Source organism: Acinetobacter sp. YH12233, assembly GCF_013417725.1.
GTDB lineage: Bacteria > Pseudomonadota > Gammaproteobacteria > Pseudomonadales > Moraxellaceae > Acinetobacter.
The window spans coordinates 18,002-31,753 of sequence record NZ_VPDK01000015.1 but is presented as its reverse complement, the minus strand read 5'-3'; the positions used below and the strand labels follow the sequence as shown (position 1 = coordinate 31,753).

Genomic DNA, 13,752 nt, shown 5'->3' with positions numbered 1-13,752 from the left:
TTAATTTGATTACTAGGAATAAGCCATGCGTCGTCAAAACTTATGGATAGCAATGCTTGCTGCAACAGCAAGTTTAGGAACAACTGCAGCAAATGCAGATTTTATTGACGATAGTAATGTCCAGCTTAAATTTAAAAACTTTTATCTAGATCGTCAGTATCAAGATGATTTTTCTTCACGTAATTGGGGTTCTTGGTCACAAGGCGTGACTCTAGATGCCAAATCAGGCTATCACGATATTGGTGGTGGGGTGCAGGTTGGTGCAGATGTTCTGGTTCAACATGCAGTTAAACTCAAAGGCCGTGATCAAAATCCGGATTGGGTGTTGCCTCACGATGGTAAAGAATCTAAAGATCATTTTGGTAAAGTTGGCGCAACCTTAAAAGCTAAAGTTTCTGAGACTGAGCTGAAAGTGGGTGAGTTATTGCCTGTATCTCCAGTGCTAGTATTTGATCCATCTCGTCAGCTCATCACTACTTATAGCGGTGCATGGTTAGAATCTAAAGAGATTAAAGATACCAAACTGACTTTGGCTTATATTGATAAAATTAATAATCGTTACGACAATCAGTTCCGTGATTTAGCTTTATTTTCTCCAGGTAGAACTTTACCTGATGGTACACAAGGTCATTATGACTTAGGTCCTGAATCTGATGGTATGTGGATTGCCGGTGTAGATCACCAGTTCACGCCTGAAATTGGTGGTAGCTACTGGTATGCAGATGTTCAAGACATCTACCAACAGCATTACTTGGGTGTGAATTACAAAACTGCGCTAGGCGAAAAAACCAAATTAGATAGCCATGTGCGTTATTTTGATAACTCAGATTCAGGTGACAAACTGTATGGTGATATTGATAATCAGGCATTGTCAGTAGGGGCAAAAGTTAATCATGGTGCGCATACCGTAGGTCTGGGTTATCAGCAAATGTTTGGTGATACTGCATTTCCAACACTTGGCGGCTGGGTGCCGCAGCCTTATCTGGTGAACTGGGGCGTTGCAACCTTTACTGCACCAGAAGAAAAGTCATGGAATATTTCTTATGGCTATGACTTCTCTGAAATGGGTGCCAAAGGCTTAAATGCGACTGCAGTTTATTTCAAAGGTTATGATGCTCAATCAGGTGATCAAAACTTTAATACTGATGAGTTAAATCTGATTGCGAATTACACTGTTCCAGAGGGTAAGTTAAAAGGATTAGGCATTCAAGCGATGTATATCGATGTGAATTTTGCTAATCCTACTAAACCAGATCTTCAAGAATACCGCGTAGCGACGACTTATACCCATAAATTCTAAGTTAAGCGCATTTTAAGGGCAGTCAGTATTCTGACTGCTTTTTTTTGAGTTAAGAACTTAATCAAAGCCTTAAATTAAACAAGGTTTTAAATTTAAAATAATTAATTAAAACAAATACTTAAATAATATATTTTTTGTAGTATGCAATCGTAATTTTATATCAGTTGAAGACAGTAGAGCGGTTAATATAAGACGGTAAAAAGATCATTTTTAATGAGTCAACTTGACGTCGAATTCTCGTCATCGAGGAACACGCAAGCAAGAAACTGTAAGAGGAATCATGATGAGCACTGTTCAAATCCCTGATTATAAAACAGATCCTTTCTTCGGCTTAGAAGACAAATGGATTGAAACTGCAGAAGGTGAGTTGACTCACTACCATGAAATTGGTGAAGGTACGCCTATTCTGTTCCTGCACGGTTCAGGTACGGGTGTATCTGCTGCTGCAAACTGGTGGTTAAACCTGCCTTCAATTGGTGAACAAGCACGTTGTATCGCAATCGATACCATTGGTTATGGTCAAACTGTGGTTGCACCAGGTACTGCTTATGGTATCCGTGCATGGGTGGATCATGCTGTACGTACTCTAGATGCATTAGGTATCGAAAAAACCTGGTTAGTGGGTAACTCTCTGGGTGGCTGGTTGGCATTCCAGATGGCACTTGATTATCCTGAACGTGTTCTAGGTATCGTGTCTATGGGTACTGGCGGTGCAAAACAGACTGCTGCACTTAAAGCGCATGCAAACCCTGTACTGACTGAAGAAGGTATTAAGAAAACACTTTCTATGTTTGTCGTGAACAAAGATCTGATCACTGACGAACTGGTGAAAGTACGTTTTGCTTCTGCTGCAAATGACTATGCATCAAATCGTTTGATGGATGTAGTGGGCGCACGTGACCGTGACCGTTTCGAATTCCCGTTAGACTTCGAAAAAATGAAAGACATCACTGTACCTGTATTATTGATTCATGGTACTCAAGACGTGGTCATTCCGGTTTCTCGTACTTGGGACATCCTGAACATCGTGCCAAATGCTGATGCACACATCTTCAGTCAATGTGGTCACTGGTCTCAAGTTGAAAAATCAGATGAGTTCAACACTGTGATCAAAAACTACCTGGCTGTACACGGCGTAAAATAAGTCGTAAACAGTTTAGAAAAAGGATGGCTTCGGTCATCCTTTTTTCTTTCTAAAATATTTGATTTACTGCTGCCAAATGAGTGTCATTTCATTCAGTGAATTTTTTGAATGTTTTTAATGCCTTTTAGCTATTAATCAGAATTTCAAAAATTAAAATGGGCCTTAGACTTCTTATTAGACTTAAGTTGTAAAAGAAGCCTAATTTGAGCAAAAATTAAACCTAATAAGCCATGGTCGGAGATGTTGGAAGCCAAGCTAGATGTGGTCTGTCATAGGAAAAATGAATATAAAATGAAATTTTGATCAGAAAAAATAAAAACAAAAAAGCACACGTATTCTCAGAGGAAATTACGTGTGCTGCTATAAAAATAGAAAATTAATGTGGTTCGTCGCGGTTAATGTCTAGGTAGAATACGCGAGTCAGGAGTTCCAGGAACTTCTTCACTGCGACTGAATTACTATCCTTGCGATAGCTAACATAAAGATCTAAAAAGGGAAGTTCTACATCCAGCGGGCGGATTACAGTATTGTTCATGGTCAATGGTGCGATATAGCCTGGCAGGATGGCACAGCCCAAGCCCATTCCAATCGAGTTGATATTGAACAGGATATTATCCGCCTTTTGCACAATATTAAGCTCAATGCCATTGGTCTTGGCAAATTCCATAATCGTATTGTGCAGGGTGAGTGACTGTTCTGCAGATGGAATAATAAAATCTATACCATTCAGTAATTTAACTGGAATACGGTCGTATTTCGCTAAAGGATGATCCTTCGGCAAAATGAAGATCAATGGCTCACGAATCACAAACTGGCTTTCAATTTCATCACTATGGAAATTGTGACGGGTAAAGGTCAGATCCAGTTCGCCTTTCTTCAATAATCGCATTTGCTCATTATTGTTCAGACTGAGCAATTCAATTTTTAAATCAGGGTTTTGCACGCGCAGATTCGGCAGGATATACGGGAAGATTTTCATTTCCGCGACAGGGACGAAACCGATGCGTAGCATCTGCTGCTTGGCTTGTGAGACCTGACGGGCCATGGCAATCGCCTTATCAGCTTGTGCCAGCGTCAGGCGGGCCTGTTCTAGGAATACAGCACCTTCTTCGGTCAGTTCGACTTTACGCTTGGTACGGTGTAGCAGTTTGACACCGACATCTTCTTCCAAATCTTTGATTTGCTGACTAAGTGATGGCTGAGCCGTGTAAAGTTTGAGTGCTGCCTTACTGAAGTTGAGTTCTTCAGCCACAGTAATGAAGTAGCGGAGGTGTCGTAATTCCATATCATCAGCCCGTCGAGTAATCCAAAAAATGTCTTACTATAATTTCAGAAGAGTATAATCTATAAACAACTATGTCGTGAAGATTATTTTGTCATTTAGAAAGTAAATGCTTTGGAGGGATTGATTAGTGTTTTAATATAAAAATACACGCCTAGAATAATTGCTTAAAACTATTAATTGAAACAAAAAAAATATTTCCCCAAAACCGCCCTAAAATCCATCATCGTTGAAAAGTTGAGTCTATTACTTTGTGCCATAACTGGTCACAGGAGAGCTTTTCATGAGTGGAAAAATTGATGTGCGCGAAATCGACGCTTTAGTCGATGCACAAAATGGACGTATCACGCCATCTATCTATACAGATCCTGACATTTACGAATTAGAACTTGAACGTGTCTTCGGTCGTACATGGTTATTCCTTTGCCATGAAAGCCAAATTCCTAAGGCTGGCGATTTCTTCAATACCTACATGGGTGAAGATCCAATCATCGTGGCACGCCAAAAAGATGGCTCAATCAAAGCATTCTTAAACCAATGCCGTCACCGTTCTATGCGCGTAAGCTTCGCAGACTGTGGTAATACACGTGCGTTCACTTGCCCATACCACGGCTGGTCATACGGTATTGATGGTTCTCTAAAAGACATCCCGCTTGAAGATCGTGCTTACCCACATGGTGCATGTAAAGAGCAATGGGGTCTGGTAGAAGTTAACCGTGTTAAATCATACAAAGGCCTGATTTTCGGATGCTGGGATGAAACGACTCCAGATCTAGAAGAATACATGGGCGATATCGCTTGGTACCTGGACGGCGTTGTAGATCGTCGTGAAGGCGGTACTGTGATTGTGGGTGGTGTACACAAATGGGAAATCGAGTGTAACTGGAAATTTGCAGCTGAACAGTTCGCATCTGACCAATATCACGCGTTGTTCTCTCACGCATCTGCAATTCAGGTGCTTGGTGCGAAACCAGACGACGAATCTTCTAAGAAATTAGGTGCTGCACAAACTGCTCGTCCAGTTTGGGAAACTGCGAAAGACGCGATCCAATACGGTTCACGTGGTCACGGTTCAGGCTTCTTCTTCACAGAGAAACCAGACGCAAACGTATGGGTTGATGGTGAAGTAGCAAACTACTTCCGCGAAACTTACGAAGAAGTGAAAGAACGCCTAGGTGAAACTCGTGCGCTGCGTCTTGCAGGTCACAACACCATGTTCCCTACATTGTCTTGGTTGAACGGTACTGCGACTCTTCGTGTATGGCACCCACGTGGTCCAAACAAAACTGAAGTTTGGGCATTCTGTATCTGTGATGCGGACGCGCCAGAAGATGTACAAGCAGCATTTGAACGTTCTGCAACTCGTGCCTTCGGTCCTGCTGGTTTCCTAGAGCAAGATGACTCTGAAAACTGGATCGAAATCCAAAAAGTTTTACGTGGTTACAAAGCGCGTCAAAACAAACTCATTATGGAAATGGGTAAAGGTAACGAGAAAGTACGTGAAGATGGTATCCCGGGTATCACTAACTATATTTTCTCTGAAACTGCAGCACGTGGTATGTACCGCCGTTGGGCAGATTTATTGATTCATGAAAAATGGGAAGACGTTGAAGCTGCGGCTGACGAATACGAGAAGGAGCTTATGAAATGAGTCAAATCAGTTTAGAACTTCATCACCAAATTAGTCAGTTCCTGTATCAAGAAGCCAAGCTTCTTGATGACTGGAAATTCCGCGAGTGGTTAGACACGCTAGCTGAAGATATTTCTTACACGCTACGTACTACACCAAACGCTCAAACGCGTGACCGTCGTCGTTCAGTTGAACCACCTACTACCTGGGTATTCAACGATACGAAAGATCTTCTGGAACGTCGTGTTGCACGTCTGGAAACTGGTATGGCTTGGGCTGAAGAGCCTCCATCACGTACCACTCACATGGTGAGCAACGTGATTGTTGAGCCGACTGAAGTTGAAGGCGAATACGATGTATACGTGACATACCTACTGTACCGTACCCAGAAAGAGAAAGACGTTACGATTTACTGTGGTAAACGTCATGACAAGATCCGCAAAGTTGAAGGCGGCCTGGGCTTCCAGATCTTCAACCGTAAGATCACGCTTGACCAAGTTACCTATAACTCACATAACCTGAGTGTGTTCTTCTAATGAATAAGATTTTTGTTTGCCAAGTTGACGAATTAGACGAAGGCGAAGCGTTAAAAGTGGATTGTGGCGTAAACGGTATCGAAGCGCTTGCAGTATTCAACAACGGTGGCGAATTCTTCGCAATGAACGACCGCTGTTCACACGGTAATGCTTCTATGTCTGAAGGCTACCTTGAAGACGACGGTACAGTGGAATGTCCACTTCATGCAGCTCGTTTCTGTTTGAAAACAGGTCAGGCACTTTGCTTACCAGCAACTGACCCAATTCAAACATTCCCAGTTGTACTTGAAGATGGTGCGTTATACGTAGAGATGGCAGGAGAGTAATCATGGGTTGGCTACAAGGCGAAGTTGCACTGATCACTGGTGGTGGTTCAGGTCTCGGTTGGGCACTGGTAGAACGTTTCCTGGAAGAGGGTGCACAAGTGGCCGTTCTTCAACGTTCACAGTCTAAAGTCGATGCACTGAATGCACATTTTGGTGATCGCGTGCTGGCAATCGCAGGTGATGTGGCCAGCTATGAAGACAACGTCCGCGCTGTTAAAGCGACTGTAGAGCGTTACGGTAAACTCGACTGTTTCGTGGGTAATGCCGGTATCTGGGATCACTATGCCGATATCGTCAATACTTCAGGTGAGCAGCTGGAAAAAGCCTTTGATGAGATTATGGGGATTAATACCAAATCTCTGATCTTAGGTGCGAAAGCTGCACTGGATGAGCTCGTTAAATCTGAAGGTTCGATCATTTTCACGCTGTCAAATTCTGCATTGTATTCTGCAGGTGGCGGTCCAGTTTACACAGCATCGAAACATGCGGGTGTGGGCATTATGAAAGAACTGGCTTACGAACTTGCACCTAAAGTCCGCGTAAACGCCGTTGCGCCATCAGGTATGAATGTGAACATCAAAGGTGCTGCATCCTTAGGTCAGGAAAATCTTGGCCTGCTCGATGCACGTGATCCTGAGAAAATCGCCCGTGGCATGCCACTGAATTTCTTACCTGAGCCGGAAGATATGACAGGTTCATATGTGCTCTTGGCATCTCGTCAAAATAACCGTCCTTTGACTGGTGTTCTGATCAATGCAGAATGCGGTCTGGGTATTCGCGGCTTACGTCAGCCACGTGCCGGTTTCTTTGACGAATAAAAATCTAGTCTGAAATGGACTTTTCGGCAGCCTGTTCTTGGCTGCCTTCCTTTTAAGGAGTCTCTCATGGCCGTTAAACTTATTTGTGCATCGCACAGTCCTTTAATGGAATTTGCTTCACCGCAGGAAAAACGCAAAGAACAGGCTGTTCGTGAAGCGTTTGAAAAACTGTCTGCTGAAGTAAAAGCTTACGACCCAACCCTGATCATTACCTTTGGTCCTGACCATTTCAATGGTTTCTTCTATGACCTGATGCCGAGCTTCTGTGTGGGCATTCGCGCGACTGCTGCAGGTGACTGGGACTATGGTAAAGACAATGCACACATTGATGTACCAGAAGACAAAGCACTGGGCTTAGTGCGTCGTGTACTCGATGAGGGCGTGGACGTTGCGTATTCTTACCGTATGCAAGCTGACCATGGTGTGACTCAGCCATTGCACTTCCTGTGCGACGGCAAACTTGATCGTTATCCAACGATTCCAATTTTCATTAATGGCGCTGCAGCACCAATGCCAACCACGAAGCGTACCATCGCTTTAGGCCGTGCTGTAGGTCAGTTCATCAAATCTCTGAACCTTGAAAATGAGCGTGTCCTTGTTTTAGGTACAGGTGGTCTGTCACACGATCCACCAACTCCGCAAATGGGTTCTGTACCACCAGAAGTGGAAGAGTTCCTGATTGCAGGTCGTAACCCGACACCTGAAGCACGTAACGCGCGTCAGTCAAAAATTATTGCAGTGGGCCAGAAACTGGCAGCGGGCGATACCTCTGTTGCAGTTCCTCTGAATGCTGAATGGGATATCGCATTGCTTGAAAAATTCAAGAATGCCGACTTCGCTGCACTAGAAGCCATGACTGAAGCTGAAATCCGCCGTGATGGTGGCCGTGGTGGTCAGGAAGTCCGTTCGTGGATGGCGGCATTTGCTGCTTTAAGCGAAATGGGCGAGTACGAAATGACAACGCACTGTTATGAAGAAATCAGTGAATGGATTGCGGGCTTCGGCATCGTATCTGCAGAGTTAAAAGGTTAAAGACATGAGCAACATCGAAACCATCGTAATTGTAGGTGCTGGCCAGGCAGGTGCAAGCGCGATTTTAGAACTTCGTGGCAACAAATACGAAGGTAAAATCATTCTGATCGGTGATGAAACGCATCTTCCTTATGAGCGTCCACCACTGTCTAAAGACGTGATTCTAAAACCTGAAGAAACCAAGATTGAAATCCTGTCAGAAGAAAAACTGGCGGAACTTGGGGTTGAAACCATTCGTGGCAATGGCGTGAAAAAAATCAACGCTGAAGCGAAAACGGTTGAACTTCAAAATGGTGACGTTGTTGCTTATGACAAACTGTTGCTTGCTACAGGCGGCGCAGCTCGTCGTCTGCCGAACTTCGATGCGTTGGGTAAACATGTTTATACGCTACGTAACCTAGAAGATTCACAAGCACTGGTTCCAGTATTGCAATCAGGCCGTCGTATTGTCCTGATTGGTGGTGGCGTGATCGGTCTGGAACTGGCTTCTTCAGCACGTTTCAAAGAGTGTCAGGTAACTGTGATCGAAATGGGTCCTATGGTGATGGGCCGTTGTTCACCTCGTATCCTGAGCGAATTCCTGCTTGAACAACAACGTTTGGCAGGGATCGACGTTCGTCTGGAAACCAAAATTGCAGATTGCAAACTGGATGGTGAAGAAGTGGTGATTACCTTTGAGGGTGGTGAAGAGCTTCGTGCTGATGCTGTAGTTTATGGTATTGGGATTGTGCCAAATGCACAATTGGCTGTAGAAGCTGGCCTGGATGTTGATTTCGCGATTAAAGTGAATGAAAACTGCCAGACTTCAAATGCAGACATTTATGCAGCGGGTGATGTGGCAACTCAACTTCGTAACTGCGGTAACCACCGTCGTGTCGAAACTTGGGAAAATGCCAACCTTCAAGCAGGCATCTTTGCGCGCCATGTGATGGGCGTTGAGCATCCGACTCCAAATCCAGCATGGTTCTGGACAGATCAGTTGGACATCAACTACCAGTTCGTGGGTGACATGGCTGCTGCTGAATGGCAAGTTCGCGGTGAAATCAATCCAGAGCTTCGCGCTGAATCATCATTCGTGATGTTTGGTGTGACTGATGGCGTTATTGTTGGCGGTATTACGGTCAATGCGGCAAAAGAAATGCGTCACCTGAAAAAGCTGATCAGCAAGAATGCAGCGTTTGAAGCAGACAAATATTTAGATCTCAGCCAGGATCTTCGTAAACTTGTGAAATAACTTTGTTTTATTGATAAGTTTACAAAAGGGCAGACCTTGGGCAACTTGGGTCTGCTTTTTTATGTCTGTCAGATTGTGCTGTCATGACCTCACATTCTATTGTGATTTGAAATGGCTTTGTGTAGGTTTGGCTTACTTTTCAAAGATGAAAAGTAATAAAAATCTTTTGCTAAACTGAGGATATATCCCTATATCCCAGTTTAGCGGCGGCATCCCTGCCGCCATCAGTATTGTCGATTGTGGATTTGAACGAGAAGTTAGTTCAATTCTTTCTAAAAAAATTTAATTGAGTCTTTTATGAATTCAAATTCATCTCCCATGCTGGTGACGGCAAGTATTTATGCCTTGCTGGTGCTGATCTGGGCAGCAACGCCACTGGCGATTGTCTGGAGCGTGCAGGAAGTGCACCCGATGTGGGTGCTGATCATCCGTTATTTCGGCGCTTCTCTGCTGGCGCTGGCGATCTTGGCTGCCATGCGTAATCCATTGCCATTTGATCGAACCTCCATGATGAGCTATGTAGCAGGTAGCCTGAACTTGATCGGCGCGCAGTTATTTATCTACCTGGCTGCGAATTATTTGACCTCTGGCTTAATGGCCTTAATTTTCGGTTTCTCACCACTGGTTGCAGGTCTGATCGGGCATGTCATCCTGAAAACCAACCGTCTGATCTGGCTGCAATGGCTCGGTATGGCAGTTGCCGTCGGTGGTTTAAGTTTTGTCTTTGCGGAGTCAGCAGATAGTAAAGTGAATCCGTGGGGTGTGGTGCTAATGCTGATTAGCATGGTGTCTTATATCAGCTCGATTTTCTGGGTGAAGCAGATCAATGCACCGTTAAAACCGATGTCCCAAGCCACCGGTTCTTTGATTGTTTCCTCATTGGGATCATTGCTAATCATTCCATTTATCTGGCAATCTTTCCCAACACAAATGCCAAGTATGCAGGCGCTGTTCGGCTTTGGTTTTACCATGATCCTGTCTTCGATTGTGGCGATGCTGTGTTACTTCTGGCTGATTCGCCGTCTGGCTGCATCCACCGTATCCCTCAGCAATGTGATGACGCCAATCATTGCCCTGATTCTCGGTGCAACCCTGAATAACGAAGTGATCAGCAGTCATGCCTTTGCTGGTATTGCGGTAGTGATGTTCGGGATCGTGATGTACTTCTGGAAAGAATGGCGCGAGCAGTATTTTTCTAAATCTTAAAATAGATTGTTCAAGTTAAATTCAGACCTAAAAGGAAGCTTTGGCTTCCTTTTTTTATTTTTGCAGTTTTAGATGCAGTATTGGGTAGGGATTACCTTCAGCATCGGTTTCTGAGCGGCTGATGATCTTGAAACCATGTTTTAAATAGAAAGCAATCGCATTAGGGTTGTGCTCATTCACATCAACTTCAGTCACACCCAGAGCAAGCGCATGTTGTAATAACTGGCTGCCTATGCCTTTTCTAAATGCCGCAGGAGAGACAAACAGCATTTCCAGTTTGCTGCCTGCAATGCCCATAAAACCCAGAATCTGCTGCTGATGTTCCACATGGAACAGTTGCACCTGAGCAAAATAACTATGCTGGATAATCTGCTGGCGAATCTTCAGGACCTGCTCGTCATTCAGGAAATGATGCGTAGCACGTACGGATTGCTCCCATAGTTCTAGGAGCTGAGGATGACGATCGGCAGAAGTAGGGATAATCACAGGCATGAAGATTCCGATTAAAAATGAGAACAACAAAACAATAAACAATTTATGTCAGCAGTTTATTAAGATGCAAAGAGATAAAATGAAAAATCAAATAGATCCATCTGTTTGAGGAAAAACTAGGACAACTTTGAATGTCATCTGAATCTAATAAAATTGTGGTCTATGCAGCATTATTTGGCAACCTGGCTATTGCGCTGGTGAAGTTTATTGCGGCCTATATCACCAATAGTTCTGCGATGCTGAGTGAAGCGATTCACTCGGTGGTTGATACCCTGAATGAAATTCTGTTGCTGTACGGCATGAAAAAGGCAGAGCAGCGCCCAGATGCCCACCATCCTTTTGGCTATGGTCGTGAACTGTACTTCTGGGCCTTTATCGTGGCCTTGATGGTCTTTGCTCTAGGTGCCATTGTGTCGATCTATCAAGGTATCCTGCACATCATTCATCCTGAAGAAATGCAGGATCCGATGATCAACTATATCGTGCTGGGTATTGCGATTCTGTGTGAAGGATTCTCCTGGACCGTAGCTTTAAGAACCTTCCGTAAAATGAAAGGCAAGATGGGCTATTTTGAAGCTTTTAGGCGCAGTAAAGATCCGACCACCTTTACTGTGTTATTTGAAGATACTGCTGCGCTAGTGGGTCTTTTTATTGCCCTGACCGGGATTTTCTTGGCTCATCAACTGAATATTCCTGAGCTGGATGGTGCTGCCTCTATTCTGATTGGTGTTGTATTGGCGGTATCAGCCTGGTTACTGGCACGTGAAACCAAAGGCCTATTACTGGGAGAAACAGCAGATCCTAGACTGCGTGAAAATGTACTTAACATTGCTCAGCAGGATGCTGCGGTCTATAGCGCCAATGGTGTACTCACCGAGCAGATGGGCGCGCATCAGGTGATTGCCTCCTTAAGTCTGGAATTTAAAGACGATCTGACTTCTGATGAAATCGAAGCTTGCGTCAACCGGATTGAAGCGCAGATCAAACAGCTACACCCTGAAATTATTACTCTGTTTGTGAAACCTCAAACCAAAGCGGTATGGCTGGAACGGACCCAAGGTCGTATTTGAGGAAGTGAAGATTTCAGCAGATAACTTTCGTCGGATAGTCAGGAGGGCATCAAGCGTGATTACATGAATACGGGATAAAAATTTAGGTCATGAAATCATGTACAGTCAGGTATGGAGTGAGAATTATCGGATGAATATCGATCATTCTCCTGTCTTTTTAGAAAGAAGAATGGACACAAACTTGATCTCGAGTATTCATTTTTTTAGAAGCTTTTCATCGGTTTTGGTCTTTCCATGGGCTCGATGTTTTGCTAAAAATAACAAAAACATAAATGAATCTTAGGCACGTATTTCATACTATGCTGGAATACCGAAGTATATAAGTTTGTATGCGATTTAAAGAGATGCTCCGTTTGAAAATTCCAGGTGGATGCTGTCTTGCATATAACAAATAATAAATAGTGGATATTTATGCAAGATCTTTTCAAGACTAAAAAATTTCAGCTTGAGACTGAGTCCAGTTGGAAACATCTCTGGTCCAAGCCGGTATTTGATTATCTACATTCCGATCATTTTGATGGTGAGCGGTTTAAGAATCTGGAGCATCATTCGCTCGAGCAGAGTCGCTTTGACTTGTATAAATGGTTATTCACCAGAAAATCCAGAACTTGGGAAGTAAATCTGGAACAGGAACGTGCCGAGTTTTTTTCACGTCCGCGTGCTTTACCACAAAATCGGCCGGAAGCCACTTTAGATGACTGGCAAATCTGGTTTATTGGGCATGCTACCGCTCTGATCCAGATCGGGCCGTATAATTTTCTGACTGATCCGGTCTGGTGTGAATATGCCAGTCCTTCTGCATCCCGAGGGCCACAGCGCGTCATTCCTGCTGGCATTGCCCTGGATGAGCTGCCGCATATTGATGCCGTATTGCTCAGCCATAACCATTATGATCATATGGATCTGGCGACCTTGGCCTGGCTGCATCAGACCTATCAAATGCCGATCTATACCGGCCTTGGTAATGGCTGGTACCTGCCTAAAGACTATAATGTCATTGAAATGGACTGGTGGGAAAATGCATTTTTTGAAGATATCCAGATTGTCTATTCGCCAGCACAGCACGCTTCAGGACGTGGAATGCGTGACCAGAACTGCGCATTATGGGGCGGTTTTTCCTTATTGAATGGCAAGGATCATTGCTATTTTGCTGGGGATAGCGGCTATGCGCCGCATTTCAAGGAAATTCGCAAACGCCTGGGACCACCACGAATTGCGCTGTTGCCGATCGGTGCCTATGAACCGCGTGAACTGATGCGCAATATTCATATGAATCCGGAAGATGCTTTTCATGCCCATCAGGACTTAATGGCACGTTGTTCTATGGCCATTCATTATCGGACCTTCCAGCTCACTGATGAAGCACGTGACCAGCCTGAAAATGAACTGCAGCATATTATTCAGCATTCATCCAAGCTGATTAACCCGTTTTACTGTATTCGTGAAGGCAAACGGATTATTGTCTAAGGGCTTAAGATCACTCCTGTATAACGATTGAGTCGTTAGCTAGCATATAGAGTAGCTCTCATTTGTATAGGATTAAATCCTATGCTGAAGGGTACAGGTGCCAATCGTGGTGGAAACAAGCATGGCATACTGACTGATCGGGTGGGTATGTTGAGCAATGATTTCTTCGTGAATCTGATGGATATGAAAAAGATCTGGGTACCGGTAGAAGAACC

General features: G+C 44.1%; 13 protein-coding genes and 1 pseudogene. 12 read left to right on the top strand and 2 right to left on the bottom strand.

Annotated elements, in window-relative coordinates:
* Positions 1-25: 25 nt before the first annotated feature.
* Entirely contained in the window at positions 26-1,300 is a 1,275-nt protein-coding gene (locus FTV12_RS08520; RefSeq protein WP_180018461.1) for an OprD family outer membrane porin, read from the top strand.
* Positions 1,301-1,583: 283 nt separating this feature from the next.
* The gene (locus tag FTV12_RS08515) at positions 1,584-2,444 is read left to right on the top strand and encodes an alpha/beta fold hydrolase (RefSeq protein WP_004781813.1); all 861 of its coding nucleotides are present in this window, start codon (positions 1,584-1,586) and stop codon (positions 2,442-2,444) included.
* Positions 2,445-2,820: 376 nt separating this feature from the next.
* Here the strand turns inward: FTV12_RS08515 and hcaR are convergent, their stop codons facing one another.
* Positions 2,821-3,729: a DNA-binding transcriptional regulator HcaR gene (gene hcaR / locus FTV12_RS08510; RefSeq protein ID WP_159123907.1), complete on the bottom strand. Its 909-nt coding sequence runs from the start codon at positions 3,727-3,729 to the stop codon at positions 2,821-2,823.
* Between the two features lie 280 nt (positions 3,730-4,009).
* Between hcaR and hcaE the strand changes: the two genes are divergently transcribed.
* The 7 genes from hcaE to FTV12_RS08475 all read left to right on the top strand — a co-directional run bounded on the left by hcaE (position 4,010) and on the right by FTV12_RS08475 (position 10,508).
* On the top strand, positions 4,010-5,377 hold the full coding sequence (hcaE, locus tag FTV12_RS08505) for a 3-phenylpropionate/cinnamic acid dioxygenase subunit alpha (RefSeq protein WP_004781815.1): 1,368 nt from the start codon (positions 4,010-4,012) through the stop codon (positions 5,375-5,377).
* Positions 5,374-5,892, top strand: coding sequence for a 3-phenylpropionate/cinnamic acid dioxygenase subunit beta (gene hcaF, locus FTV12_RS08500; protein WP_004781816.1), 519 nt, complete (start codon positions 5,374-5,376; stop codon positions 5,890-5,892). The genes hcaE and hcaF overlap by 4 nt, the downstream gene beginning before the upstream one ends.
* On the top strand, positions 5,892-6,218 hold the full coding sequence (gene hcaC, locus FTV12_RS08495) for a 3-phenylpropionate/cinnamic acid dioxygenase ferredoxin subunit (protein WP_004781817.1): 327 nt from the start codon (positions 5,892-5,894) through the stop codon (positions 6,216-6,218). Before hcaF ends, hcaC begins: the two co-directional genes overlap by 1 nt.
* A 2-nt stretch (positions 6,219-6,220) precedes the next feature.
* The gene (hcaB, locus tag FTV12_RS08490; RefSeq protein ID WP_004781818.1) at positions 6,221-7,036 is read left to right on the top strand and encodes a 3-phenylpropionate-dihydrodiol/cinnamic acid-dihydrodiol dehydrogenase; all 816 of its coding nucleotides are present in this window, start codon (positions 6,221-6,223) and stop codon (positions 7,034-7,036) included.
* A gap of 66 nt (positions 7,037-7,102) precedes the next feature.
* Positions 7,103-8,068, top strand: a complete 966-nt coding sequence (locus tag FTV12_RS08485; RefSeq protein ID WP_004781819.1) for a 3-carboxyethylcatechol 2,3-dioxygenase — start codon at positions 7,103-7,105, stop codon at positions 8,066-8,068.
* A 4-nt stretch (positions 8,069-8,072) separates the two neighbouring features.
* Entirely contained in the window at positions 8,073-9,302 is a 1,230-nt protein-coding gene (hcaD, locus tag FTV12_RS08480) for a 3-phenylpropionate/cinnamic acid dioxygenase ferredoxin--NAD(+) reductase subunit (protein WP_180033858.1), read from the top strand.
* Between the two features lie 297 nt (positions 9,303-9,599).
* Positions 9,600-10,508 carry a DMT family transporter gene (locus FTV12_RS08475; RefSeq protein WP_125279397.1) on the top strand — a complete coding sequence of 303 codons (909 nt, stop codon included), beginning with the start codon at positions 9,600-9,602 and terminating at the stop codon, positions 10,506-10,508.
* 54 nt (positions 10,509-10,562) lie between these two features.
* On the opposite strand, the gene FTV12_RS08470 is transcribed toward FTV12_RS08475, so the two are convergent.
* The gene (locus tag FTV12_RS08470; RefSeq protein ID WP_180033857.1) at positions 10,563-11,000 is read right to left on the bottom strand and encodes a GNAT family N-acetyltransferase; all 438 of its coding nucleotides are present in this window, start codon (positions 10,998-11,000) and stop codon (positions 10,563-10,565) included.
* A 131-nt stretch (positions 11,001-11,131) separates the two neighbouring features.
* On the opposite strand from FTV12_RS08470, the gene FTV12_RS08465 reads away from it, so the two are divergent.
* The 3 genes and pseudogenes from FTV12_RS08465 to FTV12_RS08455 form a co-directional block, all read left to right on the top strand.
* Entirely contained in the window at positions 11,132-12,070 is a 939-nt protein-coding gene (locus FTV12_RS08465) for a cation diffusion facilitator family transporter (protein WP_180033856.1), read from the top strand.
* A 411-nt stretch (positions 12,071-12,481) separates the two neighbouring features.
* Positions 12,482-13,537, top strand: a complete 1,056-nt coding sequence (locus tag FTV12_RS08460; RefSeq protein WP_034704696.1) for an MBL fold metallo-hydrolase — start codon at positions 12,482-12,484, stop codon at positions 13,535-13,537.
* 84 nt (positions 13,538-13,621) lie between these two features.
* Positions 13,622-13,741: pseudogene (locus FTV12_RS08455) on the top strand (catalase-peroxidase 2); the annotation flags it as partial.
* Positions 13,742-13,752: the final 11 nt, after the last annotated feature.